The sequence below is a fragment of the Arthrobacter sp. UNC362MFTsu5.1 genome, assembly GCF_000685965.1.
Classification (GTDB): Bacteria; Actinomycetota; Actinomycetes; order Actinomycetales; family Micrococcaceae; genus Arthrobacter.
In genome coordinates this window covers 113,940-130,327 of record NZ_JMLE01000009.1, presented here as the reverse complement: position 1 = coordinate 130,327, position 16,388 = coordinate 113,940, and the positions used below count along the sequence as shown (strand labels likewise).

The 16,388-nt window shown below is 67.9% G+C and carries 15 protein-coding genes; 10 read left to right on the top strand and 5 right to left on the bottom strand.

Annotated elements, in window-relative coordinates:
• Window positions 1–46 precede the first annotated feature (46 nt).
• The 10 genes from dxs (at window position 47) to BS38_RS0110820 (ending at window position 9,362) form a co-directional block, all read left to right on the top strand.
• Window positions 47–2,020, top strand: coding sequence for a 1-deoxy-D-xylulose-5-phosphate synthase (dxs, locus tag BS38_RS0110865; RefSeq protein WP_028270818.1), 1,974 nt, complete (start codon window positions 47–49; stop codon window positions 2,018–2,020).
• Window positions 2,017–2,577 (top strand): DUF402 domain-containing protein, encoded by a 561-nt coding sequence (locus tag BS38_RS0110860; RefSeq protein ID WP_028270817.1) that lies wholly within the window; start codon window positions 2,017–2,019, stop codon window positions 2,575–2,577. Before dxs ends, BS38_RS0110860 begins: the two co-directional genes overlap by 4 nt.
• Window positions 2,574–3,134 carry a hypothetical protein gene (locus BS38_RS0110855; protein ID WP_028270816.1) on the top strand — a complete coding sequence of 187 codons (561 nt, stop codon included), beginning with the start codon at window positions 2,574–2,576 and terminating at the stop codon, window positions 3,132–3,134. Before BS38_RS0110860 ends, BS38_RS0110855 begins: the two co-directional genes overlap by 4 nt.
• Window positions 3,135–3,168: 34 nt before the next feature.
• A complete protein-coding gene (locus BS38_RS0110850) occupies window positions 3,169–3,387 on the top strand; it encodes a hypothetical protein (protein ID WP_028270815.1) in 219 nt (72 codons plus the stop codon).
• An 87-nt stretch (window positions 3,388–3,474) separates the two neighbouring features.
• The gene (locus BS38_RS0110845) at window positions 3,475–4,452 is read left to right on the top strand and encodes an aldo/keto reductase (RefSeq protein ID WP_028270814.1); all 978 of its coding nucleotides are present in this window, start codon (window positions 3,475–3,477) and stop codon (window positions 4,450–4,452) included.
• On the top strand, window positions 4,452–5,474 hold the full coding sequence (locus tag BS38_RS0110840) for a nucleoside hydrolase (RefSeq protein ID WP_028270813.1): 1,023 nt from the start codon (window positions 4,452–4,454) through the stop codon (window positions 5,472–5,474). The genes BS38_RS0110845 and BS38_RS0110840 overlap by 1 nt, the downstream gene beginning before the upstream one ends.
• 107 nt (window positions 5,475–5,581) lie before the next feature.
• Entirely contained in the window at window positions 5,582–6,403 is an 822-nt protein-coding gene (locus tag BS38_RS0110835; protein WP_028270812.1) for a hypothetical protein, read from the top strand.
• A 4-nt stretch (window positions 6,404–6,407) separates the two neighbouring features.
• Entirely contained in the window at window positions 6,408–7,229 is an 822-nt protein-coding gene (locus BS38_RS0110830; protein WP_028270811.1) for an energy-coupling factor transporter transmembrane component T, read from the top strand.
• Window positions 7,226–8,809, top strand: coding sequence for an ABC transporter ATP-binding protein (locus tag BS38_RS0110825; protein WP_028270810.1), 1,584 nt, complete (start codon window positions 7,226–7,228; stop codon window positions 8,807–8,809). Before BS38_RS0110830 ends, BS38_RS0110825 begins: the two co-directional genes overlap by 4 nt.
• 58 nt (window positions 8,810–8,867) lie before the next feature.
• Window positions 8,868–9,362 carry a hypothetical protein gene (locus tag BS38_RS0110820; RefSeq protein ID WP_156037108.1) on the top strand — a complete coding sequence of 165 codons (495 nt, stop codon included), beginning with the start codon at window positions 8,868–8,870 and terminating at the stop codon, window positions 9,360–9,362.
• Window positions 9,363–9,477: 115 nt separating this feature from the next.
• Here BS38_RS0110820 and BS38_RS0110815 read toward each other — a convergent pair whose 3' ends face one another.
• From BS38_RS0110815 to BS38_RS0110795, 5 genes are all read right to left on the bottom strand, one after another.
• The gene (locus tag BS38_RS0110815; RefSeq protein ID WP_028270808.1) at window positions 9,478–11,664 is read right to left on the bottom strand and encodes a 3-hydroxyacyl-CoA dehydrogenase NAD-binding domain-containing protein; all 2,187 of its coding nucleotides are present in this window, start codon (window positions 11,662–11,664) and stop codon (window positions 9,478–9,480) included.
• The gene (locus BS38_RS0110810; RefSeq protein ID WP_028270807.1) at window positions 11,661–12,998 is read right to left on the bottom strand and encodes a thiolase family protein; all 1,338 of its coding nucleotides are present in this window, start codon (window positions 12,996–12,998) and stop codon (window positions 11,661–11,663) included. The genes BS38_RS0110815 and BS38_RS0110810 overlap by 4 nt, the downstream gene beginning before the upstream one ends.
• A gap of 176 nt (window positions 12,999–13,174) precedes the next feature.
• A complete protein-coding gene (locus BS38_RS0110805) occupies window positions 13,175–14,515 on the bottom strand; it encodes an HRDC domain-containing protein (protein WP_028270806.1) in 1,341 nt (446 codons plus the stop codon).
• Window positions 14,516–14,572: 57 nt separating this feature from the next.
• On the bottom strand, window positions 14,573–15,223 hold the full coding sequence (locus BS38_RS0110800; protein WP_028270805.1) for a DUF3000 domain-containing protein: 651 nt from the start codon (window positions 15,221–15,223) through the stop codon (window positions 14,573–14,575).
• Window positions 15,224–15,284: 61 nt separating this feature from the next.
• Window positions 15,285–16,373: a threonine aldolase family protein gene (locus tag BS38_RS0110795; RefSeq protein ID WP_028270804.1), complete on the bottom strand. Its 1,089-nt coding sequence runs from the start codon at window positions 16,371–16,373 to the stop codon at window positions 15,285–15,287.
• Window positions 16,374–16,388 lie beyond the last annotated feature (15 nt).

The window sequence follows — 16,388 nt, the reverse complement described above, 5'->3', positions numbered from 1 at the left end:
AGGCGTTAGAGTTAAAAGGCATGTCTACCACCCGAAGGAGGCCCCGTTGGGAATTTTGGACACCATCCGGAATCCGCAGGACCTGAGCAAGTTGACCGAAGAACAGCTGACCCAGCTGGCTGCGGAGGTCAGGAGTTTCCTGATCGGCAACGTGTCGCAGACGGGTGGCCACCTCGGACCGAACCTCGGCGTTGTGGAACTGACCATGGCCGTGCACCGTATTTTCGATTCCCCCCGGGACAGCATTGTCTTTGATACCGGGCACCAGTCGTATGTCCACAAGCTCCTCACCGGACGCCAGGACTTCAGCACGCTCCGCCAGGAAGGCGGCATGTCCGGCTACCCGGACCGTGCGGAGTCCGAGCATGACATCGTGGAAAGCTCCCACGCCTCCTCTTCGCTGTCCTGGGCCGACGGCATCTCCCGCGCCCGGCAGCTGACCGGCGACGGTGACCGCTACGTGATTGCCGTGGTGGGCGACGGCGCCCTCACCGGCGGCATGGCCTGGGAAGCGATCAACAACATCGCAGCGGACAAGAAGCGCCGCGTCGTGATCGTGGTCAACGACAACGGCCGTTCCTACGCGGCAACCGTCGGCGGCTTCGCCGACTACCTGGCATCCCTGCGTCCCACCATCGATTCGTTCCGCGCGGCCCCGGCCTACGAGGGCACCCTGGACTGGTGGAAGCGGAAGCTCCAAAACGGCGGACCCGTGGGGCAGTTCACCTACCGGAGCCTGCATGCCATGAAGAAGGGCATCAAGGACTGGTGGGCGCCGCAGGGCATGTTCGAGGACCTGGGCATGAAGTACATCGGCCCGGTGGACGGACACAACCTCCAGGCCATGGAGCACGCCCTCTCGACCGCGAAGAACTACGCCGGTCCGGTCATTGTGCACGCGATGACCGAAAAGGGCCACGGCTACGCGCCGGCACGCGCGCACGAAGCCGACCAGTTCCACGCCGTCGGCATCATCGATCCCGAAACCGGGGAGCCCACCGAGGCGGGCGGCGCCCAGTCCTGGACATCGGTCTTCGCCGACGAAATCGCCGCGATCGCCGATGAACGCCAGGACATCGTGGGTATTACCGGTGCCATGCTCATTCCGGTGGGCCTGCACAAATTCGCCGCACGGCACCCGGAACGCGTCTTCGACGTCGGCATCGCCGAGCAGCACGCGCTGACCTCTGCCGCCGGCATGGCCTTCGGCGGGCTCCACCCCGTCGTCGCCGTCTACGCGACCTTCCTGAACCGCGCCTTCGACCAGCTGCTCATGGACGTTGCCCTGCACCGGGCCGGCGTCACCATCGTGCTGGACCGCGCCGGCGTGACAGGGCCTGACGGCGCCAGCCACCACGGCATGTGGGACATGGCCATGGTCCAGATCGTCCCGGGGCTCCACCTGGCAGCGCCACGCGACGCCACAAGGCTCCGCGAAGAACTCCGCGAAGCCGTGGCCATCAAGGACGCGCCCTCTGTTGTCCGCTATTCCAAGGGCAGCGTAGGCGCCGAAGTGGAAGCGCTGGAGCGCCTGGGCGACGGCGTGGACGTGCTGGCCCGCCGTCCCGCTGGCTCCAGCGAAAACGACGTGCTGATCGTGAGTGTGGGCGCCATGTCCGAGCTCGCACTGGATGTCTCCAACCGGCTGGGCGCCCAAGGCATCAGCTCCACGGTGGTGGACCCCCGCTGGCTGCTGCCGGTCCGGAAGTCCATCATTGCGCTGGCTGCCCGCCACCGCCTGGTCATCTGCATCGAGGACGGCGTCCGCGCCGGCGGTGTGGGTTCACGCATCCGGCAGGAAATGCGCGCCGCGGGCGTTGACACCGCCCTCAACGAGGTGGGCCTGCCGGTGGAGTTCCTGGACCACGGCACGCGTGCGCAGGTGCTGGAACGGGTCGGTTTGACGGCCCGCCAGATCACGCACGACGTCGTTGCCCAGGTCCTGGGGACCAAGGTGCCTTTCGCCCGTCCCCTGCCCGGCCAGGAACACCCGACTACGGGTAGCCTGCCAAAACTGTGATCCCGCACGAGGCCGAACCTCCCGGGGACCTGGCACCGGGAGACCTGGTGGTGGCGCGGAACCGCAAATGGGACGGTGGCGCGCACTGGGTGGTACCGGGCAGCTACCTCGGCGCCGACAGCCATGGCTGGTGGATCTTCCAGCCCAAGGGATCGTTCATTTCGCGGCCCGGAGCGGCTTTCCACGCCCGGTCCGACGCGGTCCTGCTTGTTCCGCGGACCGGCGACTACGTGGCGACGTTCTACGACGACACCTACCCCGGGGACTTCCGGGTGTACGTGGACCTCGCCGTGGGCCACGGCTGGAACGTCCTCCGGCCCGGCACGCTGGAGTTCCACGTGATCGATATGGACCTGGACGTCATCCGGTCCGTGACCCGTGGCGTCTACATCGACGACGAAGACGAATTCGCCGAGCACCAGGTGCGTATGGAGTATCCGCGGGACCTCGTGGACCGCATGCTCCGGGAGACAGAACAGCTTTACCAGGCCGTGAAGGCACAGCAGGCACCGTTCGACGGCACAGACGCCGAGTGGTTCAGGAGAGGACGGGCATGAGCGGAATTATCAGGGTCTACAAACGAGACGACGAAGGGGTCCTGCTGTTCCGGGAAGCCTGGTTCGATGAGGACTACAGCCAATTCGTCATGAACCACGGCGTGGTCGGGCACCAGAGCAAGACGGACGAAACGGACGTCGCCGATGCCGGAGCCGCCGAAGGCCTCATGGACGCCTTCGCGGTGCAGTGCGCCGAGGACGGCTACGCCGAGATTGCCGACGAAGAGCAGTTCTGGGTGGTTGCGCAGTACGCACTGAAAACCAAGGACGGCACCGACCGTGACCGCTACCTGGAGGAAAAGGCCAAGGACGCCCTCATCAGCCACCTTGCCTGGCGCGGACTCGGCACCGTGGAGCGGTCAGAATTCGGCGATGCCAAACTCAACATCTTTTGCCTCTGCCCCGACGTCAACAAGGCCGTCAATGCCATCAAAGTCTGCATCCGCGGCGAGGACCTGGACTTCACCAAGCTCAGCATCGGGGCTGCGCCGTTCGGGGCACCAGAGGCCTTTAAGCTGAAGCACTCGCCGAAACCGGCTTCGGGCTTTACTCTCTAAGAGGGGGCAACCGACTGACTGGGAGGCAACCGCTATGGCGCCAAAATCCGTTCAACCAGGCCACACCCCGATTCCCCGCGGAATCGGCGCGCCTGCCCGCCGGGCCATGGCCCACGCGGGGCTGGAAACCTTGGAACAGGTGGTCCAGTACCCCCAGCGGGAATTGTTGAAGTTGCACGGAATGGGCGTCAAGACCATGGCACAGCTCCAGGACGCCATGGACGAGCACGGACTCGAGTTCCCCGCCACCTGACACGGCTTCCGGCCTCCGGCCACGGTCCGGACGCAGCCCCGAAGGGCTGCGTCCGGACCTGTATTGCGGCCGTTATAGGCTGAATTCATGACTGAATACCGCCGCCTTGGAAAATCCGGATTGACCGTCTCCGTTGTTGGCCTCGGCTGCAACAATCTCGGCCGGGCCAATACCGTGACGGAGTCGCAGGAGGGGACCGACGCCGTCGTGCATGCCGCCCTGGACGCCGGCATTACGCTCTTTGACGTCGCGGACACCTACGGCCGGGAGCCCGGACTCAGCGAGACCATGCTGGGCAAAGCCCTTGCAGGCCGGCGCGGTGACGCTATTGTGGCCACGAAGTTCGGCATGGACATGCGCGGAGCCAACGGCAACGACTTCGGGGCCCGCGGATCACGGCGCTACATCGTCAAGGCCGCCGAAGCCTCGCTGCGGCGGCTCGGCACCGACTGGATCGACCTCTACCAGTTCCACACCCCGGACCCGCTGACGCCCATCGACGAGACACTTGCCGCCCTGGACGACCTCGTCACCAGCGGCAAGGTCCGCTACCTCGGGCACTCCAACCGGGCCGGCTGGCAGGTGGCCGAGGCCGAATTCGTTGCCCGCGCCCGCGGAGGTTCTCGCTTTGTGTCCACCCAGAACCACTACAACCTGCTGGACCGCCGCGCAGAAGCCGAAATCACGCCCGCCGCAGAAGCCTACGGCCTGGGCGTGCTGCCCTACTTCCCGCTGGCCAACGGACTGCTGACCGGCAAGTATGCGCCCGGCAAAGCTCCGGAAGGCTCCCGCCTCAGCCACACCCGCACCAACCTGGTCCACGACGCCGACTGGGACCAGCTGGAGAAGTTCAGCGCGTTCGCCGCAGAGCGCAACCTCACCGAAATTCAGGTGGCGTTCTCCTGGCTGGCGGCCCAGCCGTCCGTCAGCAGCGTGATCGCGGGCGCCACGAAGCCGGAACAGGTCCGCGAGAACGCCGCCGCCGTGGCCTGGGTGCCTGCTGCCGACGAACTTGCCCGGCTCGATGAGATCTTCCCCCGTGCGCCCAAGGTGGCACTCTTCTGATGCATTCAGTCCTGATGGACGTGGACACCGGGATCGACGACGCCCTGGCCCTGGTGTACCTCCTGTCCCGCCCCGAAGTCCGGGTGCATGCCATCACCTGCACCGCAGGAAACGTGGGCGCCCGGCAGGTGGCGCTCAACAACCTGGCCCTCCTGGAGCTATGTGGCAAGCCGGGAATCGAGGTGGCCATCGGCGCTGAAGTGCCGCTGGAAATCCCGCTTGTCACCACTGAGGAAACCCACGGGCCGCAGGGGATCGGCTACGCGGAACTGCCGCCGCCCGCACAACAGATCTCGGCCCGGCACGCCGTCGACGTCTGGGTGGACGAGGTGCGCAAGCACCCCGGCGAGATCACCGGACTCATCACCGGTCCGCTGACCAACTTTGCCCTGGCCCTCCGCCGGGAACCGGACCTGCCGCACCTGCTCAAGGGGCTGGTGATCATGGGCGGCTGCTTCTACTACCAGGGCAACACCACCCCGACGGCAGAATGGAACGTTTCGGTCGATCCGCACGCCGCGAAGGAAGTGTTTGCCGCCTACCGGGGACTCCCGGAGGACAAGCTGCCGGTGGTGTGCGCGCTGGAGACCACCGAACTGATCGAGATGCGGCCCGAACACCTGCAGCGCCTGGCCGAGGCCGCGGGCGCCGGTCCGGAACCCGTCCTTCCGGACCAGCCTGAGGGGCTCCGCAGCACATCCGGAAACCCCTTGGTGGCGTGCCTCTCGGACGCCATCCGTTTCTACATGGAGTTCCATCGGCTCTACGACCAGGGCTTCGTGGCCCACGTGCACGACGCTTTCGCCGCCTGCGTGGCGGTGGGGCGGACGGACGTGGCCACTGCGCTGGCCACGGTGGACGTCGAAACCGTATCCCCGCTGCTGATGGGCACCACCGTGGCGGACTACCGGGGGCTGTGGGGCCTGCCGCCCAACGCCCGGATTGTGATGTCGAACAATCCGAAGCAGTGCTTTGATGAGCTCATCGAATCAGTGGGGGCGCTGGCAGGGCGACTGCCCTAAGATGGTAGCTGCGCCGAGGTGACATAGGCGCACGTTTGCCGATCCCGGTACCGGTGTACCCAAGTCCGTGTACCCGAGGAACGCAGCCCACAGCCAAAGGAACAGCCATGTCACAGCAATCCCGGACCCTGCCCGCCCCTGGACAGGCGGCGGTCCGCAACCGCCGCCTGCTTGAAATCCTTGGTGCGGTGTCCATTGCGGCAACCTTCATTTTCCTCGTCCTGACGCAGCCCGCGGACATCACCAACGGGTTGGCGGGCGGATCCACCCTCGTGGCCCTGGGCGGTTTCCTGCTGGGAGCCATCCTCCTGATCATCGGTGTGCTCCCCACCCTCCCCACCTCCACACTCGTGCTGATTCCGGTGGCACTCGTCCTCAACATCGCCCTCGGGCAGATCATGGGCTCCACCGGACTGCCGTTCTACTTCGACGCGATCGGCACAGTGCTCATTGCCGTCCTGGCCGGTCCGGCCGCCGGAGCCGCAACGGGCGCCCTCAGCAGCGTCGTGTGGTCCTTCATCAACCCCACCGTGCTGCCCTTCGCCGCCGGTGCGGCGCTCATCGGTTTCCTGGCGGGCCTCGCCGCCCGCTACGGGCTGTTCCGCCGCTTCTACCTGGCCCCGGTGGCAGGCTTCGTGACGGGCATCCTGGCCGGCGTCGTCTCCGCACCGATCGCGGCTTTCGTCTTCGGCGGCACCTCCGGTGTCGGGACCGGCGCGATTGTCAGCGCTTTCCGGGCCATGGGCGATACCCTGCTGGCGGCCATCACCAAGCAGGCGCTCATTTCGGACCCCATGGACAAGGCCATTGTCTTCGCCGTCGTCGCGATACTGGCGTACGCGCTGCCGCGCCGGACCACGCTGCAGTTCGCCTTCGTCCGCCGCTTCAACGTGCTCGCAGGCAAGAAGCGGGAAGCGCCGGACGCCTGATTCCGTGCCTGCCCGACTGAACCCTCCCGCCGCGCCCAACCCCCTGACCGCACTCGCCGCTGCCGTCGCGGCCGCAGCAATCACGACGGCGGTGTCCAGCTGGGCCGTTTCCCTCGCCGTTGCCCTCGCCTGCGCGATGCTGGCAGTGCGGTCCGGGGTGGCCGGCCGGCTGGCGCCGGCGGCCGCGGTGATCCTGGCACCGTTCTGGCTGTCGCTTCTGGTCATGCACGGGCTGTTCTTTCCCGAGGGCAGGACGGTCCTGGCGGACTGGGGCGCAGCCAGGGTCACGGCGGAGGGCCTGGGTTTCGCGCTGGACATGGGTGCGCGGACGGCCGCATACGTCATGGTCTTCCTGCTCTTTTCGTTCACCGTCCGTGTGCCGGACCTGGTGGCGGTGATGGCGGCGCGGCGCGTGCCCCCGCAGTTCGGCTACGTCCTGGCATCCACCCTGACGCTGGCACCGGCCATCAGCCGAAAGCTGGCGCGGATCCGGCAGGCCCAGGAATCCCGGGGACTGGTGCTGGGAGGCGGACCGCTGCGGCGGCTGGCGGCCGCCCGGCTGCAGATGGTTCCGCTGGTCCTCTCGCTCATCGAGGATGCCGGTGAGCGGGCACAGGCGCTGGATGCCCGGGGCTTCAACGGCAGCCGGACCCGCACCAGCTACCGGGACGTGCCGGATACTGCTGCCCAACGGGCATTCCGGGCCGTCGCCCTGCTGCTGGCCGCAGCCGCGGTGGCGCTGCGGCTCTCCGGACAGTGGCCCGAGCTCCCGGGGTTCCCGCTCCAGGGGTTCGCAATGCTGTGGCCAGGCGGAGTGCCGGGATGAGGAGTGTGGCCCTGCTCGAGGCCCGGATTGAAGCCTTCAGCTATCACGGCGAGGACGCGTCCGTTCTCCACGACGTCGAGGTTGTTGCGGCACCGGGTACGCTCACTGCCGTGCTGGGCGGTTCCGGCAGCGGCAAGTCCACCCTCGGCCGGCTGCTGGCCGGCTGGCTGTCCGGCGGGAACTCCGGACAGTTCAAAGGCAGCCTGCACCTGCGTACTTCCGACCTGCGTGCTTCCGACCTGTCTGATTCGGGCAGGTACGCGGCACCGGGGGACGGCGGGCCCCTCGTTTTTCACGGCACGCCGGACGACCCACGGATTGACGCGGCCCTCTGGTCCGATCAGGTGGGGTTCGTGCCGCAGGATGCCGCAGCCCTGTTGTCCACCGTGGGGTCCACAGTGGCCGAGGAGCTGGCGTTCGGCCTCGAGAACCGGGGCATGGACAGGACCTTGATGCACGCGGAGGTGTTGCGTGCCGCCGAATCCGCCGGACTGACCGGGCTGCTGGAACGCGATCCGGCCACCCTCTCCGGCGGCGAACTGCGGCGGCTCGCGGTGGCCTGTTCCGCCATGACGCGCCCCGGAGTGCTGGTGCTCGATGAACCGCTGGGCTCGCTGGATGCCGCAGGCTCAGCCTCGGTGCGTGCGCTGGTCCGTCGGCTTCTGGACGCCGGCACCGCCGTCGTTGTCCTGGGCCAGGCCGTGGACGACCTGGCGATGTCAGCCACCCGCTGGCTGGTGCTCGACGGCGGCACGGTCACCGCACGCGGCACCCCCGGCGAGCTGGCGGGCAGCCCCGCGCTGCTGCAGTCCGGCGTTGTGGTTCCCGCGCCGGCGGACGACGGTTCCGGCCTGCGCTGCCGGACCGTTGACCGGCAGTTGGCCGCTGCCGGTCCCGGAACGGAAAATCCCGCTGCTGCCGTCCTGGAACTGGACCGTCTCAGTTTTGGCTACCCGGCAGGCAGGGGAAAGACGGGTCCGGGCGGGCTGGGCGATCTCAGCCTCGCAGTGGCTGCCGGACAGGTCGTCGCCGTGACGGGTCCGAACGGAGCCGGCAAGTCAACGCTGCTGAGGCATCTCAACGGCCTGCTCCGCCCAATGCGGGGGGCCGTCCGGATCGAGGGCAAGGACATCGCCGGCATTCCGACGGGGCGTGTGGCGGACCGGGTGGGCCTGCTCTTCCAGCATCCGCGGGACCAGCTCTTTGAGCGAACGGTACTGCGCGAGGTGCTGTTTGGCCTGGAGCGGAAGGTCGGTGCGGCGGCGGAAGCGGCCGCGCGGGCGGCGCTGGCCGCCGTCGGACTCGGTGACCAGCTGGCGGCCCATCCGCATGAGCTTCCGGCGTCCCGGCAGCGGCTCCTCGCCCTTGCCACGGTCCTGGCCCGGGAACCGGTCCTCATCGCCCTGGACGAGCCCACCGTGGGCCTGGACCGCCACGGCCTCGAACGCCTGGATGAGGCGCTTGGCGCGGCGGCCGAGCGTGGTGCAGCCGTCGTTATGGTCACGCACGAGCTCGCCTATGCCCGGGCCACGGCCCACCGGGTCCTCGAACTGCGGGACGGCACGCTCCGGGAGGTTTGAATGTTGCCGGGCACTCCGGCCCTACGGCCGCCTCTGTCGGCCACCTAGGCTTACCGCTATGAGTTCAACGCCCCCGGTGCCGGTCGTCACGGACAAGCCCGCACCCGTGACGGCTGCCATCAGGATCCTGCTGATCGTGGGCATCCTCGGAACGCTGTTGGCGGGTGCAGGGCTCTTTTTCCTGTTGGGAATGCTGGGTATGGTGAGTCTGCGGACCGCGGCGCCGGGCCTTGCCATGTGGTCGGTCGCGTTCCTGGTGAGTGTGGCCGATATCGTAGCCGCACTGGCACTCCGTCGCGGGAAGCGGGGCGTGCGCCCCGTCATCGTGGGATTTCAACTGGCGGGCCTGGCGATGCTGGGGTTCAGCGTGGTGGCCGGGTGGGCGAGCCAGACCCAACCCGGGGCTCCGGGCGTGGGCCAGATGCTGGTGATGTTGCTCGGTGTCCTGGCGTCATCGGGCCTGCCGTTCGTCTTTGGCCTGGTGGCAGCGGGTCTTCTCTGGGCGCCGTCTGCGAGGGCCTATTTCAACCCCGATACGGCCACAGTGGACTGACGTCTCGTTCACACGCAGCAGCACCGAACGCAGAAACGCCGCCGCCCGCACCGGATAAGGTGCGGGCGGCGGCGCCGTCGGTTGGGCAGTGGGGGTGGACTGCTGCCCCGTGGCCCTAGGCCGGAACTGCCGCGGAGGCTACGCCGGGAGCGAGGAACTTCCTGCCGTTGACCCGTTCGGAGGCCCCGACGCGGTCCAGGTAGGGGGTGATGCCCCCGAGGAACATCGGCCAGCCGGCTCCGAGGATCATGCAGAGGTCGATGTCTTCCGGACCTGCCACCACGCCTTCTTCCAGCATGAGTCCGATTTCCTCCGCCAGCGCATCCTGCGTGCGGCGGAGGACTTCCTCCCCGGTGGAGGGGGAGGTGCCGAAGGACAGCAGCGCCAGCGTGTCGGCGGGGATGAACGGCTTTCCGTCCGGTCCCTTTTCCGGCACCCCGTTCTGCAGGGCCCAGATGGATTTTACGCCGTTGTCGATCAGCTTTTGCAGGTTCTGCGAAACGCTGAAGCGGTCCCCGAACGCGGCATGCAGGGATTCCTGCACGTGCTGCGCCACGGGCAGGCCAACCATCGCACCGAGCGTAAACGGCGTCATGGGCAGCCCCATGGTCCGCAGCGCGTTGTCGGCCACGTCCGCCGGAGTTCCCTCGTCGAACGCCGCGGTCACTTCGCCCATGAGGCGCAGCAGGATGCGGTTGACCACAAACGCGGCGGCGTCCTTGACCAGGACGGCGGTCTTCTTCAGGCCCTTGGCAAGTTCGAACGCGGTGGCCAGCACGGCGTCGTCGGTCTTTGGCGCCCGGACGATCTCCAGCAGCGGCATCACGGCCACCGGGTTGAAGAAGTGGAAGCCCACCAGACGCTCAGGGTGCTTCAGGTCCTCAGCCATGGCAGTGACAGACAGTGAGGACGTGTTCGTGGCCAGGATGCACTCGGGGGAGACAATCGCCTCCACCTCCGCGAACACCTGCTTCTTGACGTTCAGTTCCTCAAACACGGCCTCGATGACGAAGTCGGCGTCGGCGAACGCCGCCTTGGAAACCGAGCCCGTCACAAGTGCCTTGGTGCGGTTGGCGGCGTCAGCACTGAGCCGCTTCTTCGCGAGCATCTTGTCCACTTCGGCGTGGACGTAGCCCACACCCTTGTCCACGCGGTCCTGGTCGATGTCCGTCATGACCACCGGCACCTTCAGCTGCCGGGCGAAGAGCAGCGCCAGCTGGCTGGCCATCAGGCCTGCGCCCACCACGCCCACCTTGGTCACCGGCCGGGCCAGCTTGCGGTCAGGTGCCCCCGCCGGGCGCTTGGAACGCTTTTGGACGAGGTCCAGGAAGGCGTACACCGTGGAGCGGAATTCGTCGGTCTGCATGAGTCCGGCCAGGGTCTCGCATTCGAGTGCTGCCGATTCCGTCTGGCTCATGGTCCGGTTGGCCTCCATGATGTCCAGCACTTCGGCCGGCGCGGGCGAGGCATTGGACGTCTTGGCCTCCACGAAGGCCCGTCCGGCGGCAACGGCCGCCGTCCAGCGGCCGGCAACCTCCGGATCGGAAGGCTCGACGGCGTTGGGCCGCTTCGGGGCGACCTCGCCGGAAATGACGTCGGCCGCCCAGGCGAGGGACTGCTCCACGAAGTCGGCCGGTTCGAACATGGCGTCGGCGATGCCCAGGCTGAAGGCCTGCGGACCGGTGAGCGTCCGGTTGTTGCTGAGCGGATTCTCGATCATCACCTTGACGGCGTTCTCCGGTCCGATCAGCCTCGGAAGGATGTAAACGCCGCCCCAGCCGGGCACCAGGCCGAGGAAGGCTTCGGGAAGCGCCAGGGCACCGGCGCCGGTGGACACCGTCCGGTAAGTGGACTGCAGGGCGATCTCCAGGCCGCCGCCCAGGGCCACGCCGTTGATGAAGGCGAAGCTGGGCACGCCCAGGTTGGCGAGGGTGGCGTAGACGTCGTGGCCGAGCTGCGCCATCCAGAGTCCGTGGTCCCGGTGGTTCAGGGACTTCACGGCGGACAGGTCCGCGCCGGCCACGAGGTAATAGGGCTTGCCGGTCACGCCGACGCCCACAATCTCGCCGCGGGCGGCCCGGTCCTTGAGGCCCTCCAGGACCGTACCCAGTTCCACCAGGGTATTCGGGCCCAGCGTGGTGGGCTTGGAGTGGTCAAAGCCGTTGTCCAGGGTGATCAGCGCGAACGTTCCCGGGCTCGGCTTGCCGGCGGCAGCCGGCAGCTCGATGTCCTGGACATAGGAGTGCGTGACGGCCTCGTCAGGGAAAAGGTCGGCAAGCTTGCGGAAATCGGCGGCGCTCATGCTGCTGCTCCTTCAGTCTGGGTGATGGCGGGATCGGTGCTGGCGGTGTCATCGGCGGGCGACACGGCGCCGCTGTAGTCTGTGTATTCCGAGTGACGAGGGTTTTCCCAGATGACGGTGGCGCCCATGCCCAGGCCGATGCACATGGTGGTCATGCCGAAACGGACCGACGGGTCCTCCTCGAACTGGCGCGCCAGCTGGTTCATCAGCCGCACTCCGGAGGAGGCCAGCGGATGCCCGACGGCGATCGCACCGCCGTAGCGGTTGACGCGGGGATCGTCGTCGGCAATGCCGAAGTGGTCCAGGAAGCTCAACACCTGGACGGCGAATGCCTCGTTGATTTCGAACAGCCCGATGTCCGAGATGTCCAGGCCTGCGTTCTTCAGCGCCTTTTCCGTGGCGGGGACCGGTCCGATGCCCATGACTTCGGGCTCCACGCCGGCAAAGGCGTAGCTGACCAGGCGCATTTTCACCGGCAGCCCAAGCTCCGCCGCGGCCTCCGCGGAGGCGAGCAGGGCCGCCGTCGCGCCGTCGTTCAGACCGGCGGCATTGCCGGCGGTCACCCGGCCGTGGGGGCGGAAAGGCGTGCGCAGCGCGGCAAGGTCCTCGAGGGAGGTTCCCGGCCGGGGCGGTTCGTCAACGGTGTTGACCGTCCAGCCCTGCCCGGGCTTCATGGTGGCCACCGGCACCAGGTCCGGCTGGATCTGGCCCTTTCCGTAGGCCGCCGCCAGTTTGTCCTGGGATGCCACGGCGTAGGCGTCCGTGCGGTCCTTGGTGATGGCCGGGAAACGGTCGTGCAGGTTCTCGGCGGTGTTTCCCATGTTCAGGGCGGCGGGGTCCACGAGGCGCTCGGACATGAACCGCGGATTGGGATCGGCGCCCTCGCCCATCGGGTGGTTGCCCATATGTTCCACTCCTCCGGCGATGACGACGTCGTACGCTCCGAAAGCGATGCCGCTGGCAGTGGTGGTGACGGCGGTCATCGCGCCGGCGCACATGCGGTCCACGGCGAAGCCGGGGACGGTGCGGGGGAGTCCGGCCAGGAGGGCCGCCGTGCGGCCGATGGTGAGCCCCTGGTCGCCGGTCTGGGTGGTGGCGGCTACTGCCACCTCGTCAATGCGGTCGGCCGGGAGGGAAGGGTTGCGGCGCATGAGTTCGCGGATGCACTTGACCACGAGGTCATCGGCGCGGGTTCCGGCGTAGATGCCCTTTTCGCCCGCGCGGCCGAACGGGGTGCGGACACCGTCCACAAAGACGACGTCGCGGACGGTCCTGTTCCTTCCACTGCTGTGGGTTCCGCTGCTTTGTTCTCCGCTGTGGCGGGGCTGGCTCACGTGATACTCCTCATCGAGACATTGGTGCCGGACGCGCGCCAGTGGCAGCGGCAATCCGGGCGGCATTGATTCCAATGTTACTCGTGAGTAACTTAGCTGGCAAGGACCCGCGCGACGGTTGTTGTCCGGCCCCGGCGGGCAGGTCGATGCGGCCCGCCGAGTGAGGTCCGGGAAGCCTAGCTCGCGGTTCCGGGCGCGGCCCGGGGCTCCTTCGGTTCCTTGGGGGGCAGCGGCTGCGGATTGAGGAAGGCGGCAGTGATCAGGGGGGCCGTCAGCTCGATCTGCCACGGCCGGGCACCCAGTTCGCTGAGCTCTTCGGCGATCGCCTCTTCGTTGAGCTCCGCCGGCGGACGCCATGCCACCCGGCGGAGGAAGTCGGGCGTGAGCAGGTTTTCGACAGGGAGGTTCAGTTCGTCGGCTTTGTCCTGGAGCAGCGGCCTGGCGGTCGTCAGGCGTTCGGCCGCAGCCGGGTCCCTGTCCGCCCAGACGCGCGGAGGCGGCGGAGCATTCGTGGGCAGGTGCAACGGCGGCAGTTCCTCCATGCTCCTGGCTGTCGCGATGCACCGCAGCCAGCGCGGAGCCTCGCGCTGCGCGGCACGGCCGTGGAAGCCCTTGGTTCCCAGCAGCTGTGGAACGGTGGTGGGCATGGCCTTGGCGGCTGCCACCAGCGAAGAGTCGGGGATGAGCCGGCCGGGAGCGACGTCGCGCTTGCGGGCCAGGGAGTCGCGCTCCAGCCACATCTCACGGACCGCCGCCAGCTGCCGGCGGTCCCTGATCTGGTGCAGCCCCGAGGTCTTGCGCCAGGGATCCACGCGCGGCGGGGCGAGTCCGGCCGCGAGGATGGCGGCGAACTCCTGTTCGGCGAATTCAAGCTTCCCGTCGGCCTGGAGCAGTTCGATGAGTTCCTCGCGCAGTTCGGTGAGGACCTCAACGTCGAGGGCCGCGTAACGAAGCCAGGGTTCCGGGAGCGGACGGGTGGACCAGTCGGCGGCTGAATGCTCCTTGGCGAGGCCGAAGCCCAGGAGTTGCTCGATGACAGCCGCGAGACCCACCCGCGGCAGGCCGGCAAGCCGCGCGGCCAGTTCGGTATCGAAGAGTTTGTGGGGCCACATGCCAAGCTCCGACAGGCACGGAAGGTCCTGGCTCGCCGCGTGCAGGATCCATTCGACGCCCTCGAGGGCGTCGTTGATGATCCGCAGGTCCCCGAAGGGTTCCGGGTCGATGAGCCACGTTCCCGAGCCTTCGCGCCGGATCTGGACGAGGAAGGCCCGTTGCCCGTAGCGGAAGCCCGAAGCGCGTTCCGCATCCACCCCTGCCGGGCCGGTCCCGGCGGCAATGGCGGCCGCGCAACGCTCCAACCCGGCCGGGGTTTCAATGACTAGCGGCACTCCGTCGCGGGGGGAATCCAGGTCGATGACCTCGGGGACCAGACTGTCGAAGCCTTCCACCGTGATGTGGGGAGTAATGTCAGCAGCCGGGACGCCGGCCGTGGTGTGTTCCGGATTTTGAGGGGTCATGATGCCTTCAGTTTACCGACATCGCGCTGCAGGGCGTCCCGCCGTGGTCCGCCATGGTCAGTTGCGCCGCCTGCGGGGCAGGGCGGATACGCCCTCGGGCAGCGGCGGGAGCCCGGCGAAGGTGCAGACCATGTCCGACCACGCCTCCAGATGGGAGCGGATATCGGGCCCCGCAGGGGTCCAGGACGCCCGCAGCTCGATGTCGATGGAACCGGGCCTGTCGGCGAGGGTGCCGAAGCTTTCAGACAGGATCCGGGTGGCTGTTCCGCCCGCCGCACGGTAGGGCGCGTTGTGGTTCTCCAGTGCCTCCACGAGCCAGGTCCACGCAACCGAGCCCAGCATTTCGTCGTTGCCCATCTCCGCCTCCAGCTGGGCACGGATGTAGGTGACGATCCGGAACTCGCCGTCCCACACCGCCGAGCCGTCGGGATCGTAGAGCAGGATGAACCGTCCGGTGGCGAGTTCCTCGGCGTCCTCACCGACGGTTCCTGCGGCCCGCACCAGTGCGGCGGAAACCGGTCCGTGCACGGCGGCGGGGGCCGGCCCCGGAACAGGGCCTATGACCTCCGCGCCCAGGGCCACTGCGAAGGGGGCCAGCCTGGACGGCGCGGGGATCTCGTCCAGGTGCAGCTCACCGCGGCACCGTGCTTTTCGTAGGGATTCCAACGCGGTAAGGAACTCCGCGGGAACCTGGGCGAGTGCGTTCACATTGGCAGGTTACGCAAAAGGTGGCGTCGAACCCGGCAGGCTCGCCGCCCCGTGCGCCCGCTCAACGGGCCGCCAACTCCCGCTTGATGGCAGCGACAAACGAATCCACGTCCTCTTCACTGGTGTCGAAGGAGCACATCCAGCGGACTTCCCTCGCAGCTTCATTCCAGTCGTAGAAGCGGAAGGATTCACGCAGCCGGTCGGCCACGCCCTCGGGCAGTACGGCGAACACGCCGTTGGATTCCGTCTTCTGCGTGGGTTCCACGCCGTCGATCCCGTCCACGGCAGCGCGCAGCCGGGCAGCCATGGCGTTCGCGTGCCGGGCCGACCGCAGCCAGAGGTCGCCCTCGAGCATCGCGATGAACTGGGCGGACATGAACCTCATTTTGGAGGCCAGCTGCATGTTCATCTTGCGGAGGTAGACCAGGCCGTGCGCGGCGTCGGGGTTGAGTGCCACCACCACCTCACCGAACAGCAGTCCGTTCTTGGTGCCGCCGAAGGAGAGGATGTCCACACCGGCGTCGCGCGTGAACGCCCGGAGCGGCACGTCGAGGTGGGCTGCGGCGTTGGCCAGCCGGGCGCCGTCCATGTGGAGCTTCATGCCCTTGGCATGGACGTGGTCCGCGATGGCGCGGACCTCCTCCGGCGTGTAGCAGGTGCCCAGTTCGGTGGTCTGGGTGATGGAGACGGCCAGCGGCTGGGCGCGGTGCTCGTCGCCCCAGCCCCAGGCTTCCCTGTCGATCAACTCGGGGGTGAGCTTTCCGTCGGTGGTGGGGACCTGCAGCAGCTTGATGCCGCCGATCCGCTCCGGGGCGCCGTTCTCGTCCATGTTGATGTGCGCCGTCGACGCACAGATCACTGCGCCCCAGCGGGGGAGCAGGGACTGAAGTGAGAGGACGTTGGCGCCTGTTCCGTTGAAGACGGGGAAGCATTCGATGCCGGCGCCGAAGTGCTCCTCCATGAGCACCTGCAGCCGAGCGGTGTAGTCGTCTTCGCCGTAGGAGACCTGGTGCCCCTCATTGGCGGCAGCCAGGGCAGCCAGGACTTCGGGGTGCACGCCGGAATAGTTGTCCGAGGCGAACCCCCGCACGGCAGGGTCGTGGAGCCGCGCCGCGGTGGCGGCAGGGGCAGTTTCAACTGTGGTTGTCATCGCTTTGGTCACGCT

Bases quoted from the DNA above. Each gene is read 5' to 3' on its own strand.
- BS38_RS0110855 (WP_028270816.1), top strand. From the start codon at position 2,574: ATGAGCGGAATTATCAGGGTCTACAAACGAGACGACGAAGGGGTCCTG.
- BS38_RS0110850 (WP_028270815.1), top strand. From the start codon at position 3,169: ATGGCGCCAAAATCCGTTCAACCAGGCCACACCCCGATTCCCCGCGGA.
- BS38_RS0110845 (WP_028270814.1), top strand. From the start codon at position 3,475: ATGACTGAATACCGCCGCCTTGGAAAATCCGGATTGACCGTCTCCGTT.
- BS38_RS0110840 (WP_028270813.1), top strand. From the start codon at position 4,452: ATGCATTCAGTCCTGATGGACGTGGACACCGGGATCGACGACGCCCTG.
- BS38_RS0110835 (WP_028270812.1), top strand. From the start codon at position 5,582: ATGTCACAGCAATCCCGGACCCTGCCCGCCCCTGGACAGGCGGCGGTC.
- BS38_RS0110825 (WP_028270810.1), top strand. From the start codon at position 7,226: ATGAGGAGTGTGGCCCTGCTCGAGGCCCGGATTGAAGCCTTCAGCTAT.
- BS38_RS0110820 (WP_156037108.1), top strand. From the start codon at position 8,868: ATGAGTTCAACGCCCCCGGTGCCGGTCGTCACGGACAAGCCCGCACCC.
- BS38_RS0110815 (WP_028270808.1), bottom strand. From the start codon at position 11,664: ATGAGCGCCGCCGATTTCCGCAAGCTTGCCGACCTTTTCCCTGACGAG.
- BS38_RS0110805 (WP_028270806.1), bottom strand. From the start codon at position 14,515: ATGACCCCTCAAAATCCGGAACACACCACGGCCGGCGTCCCGGCTGCT.
- BS38_RS0110795 (WP_028270804.1), bottom strand. From the start codon at position 16,373: ATGACAACCACAGTTGAAACTGCCCCTGCCGCCACCGCGGCGCGGCTC.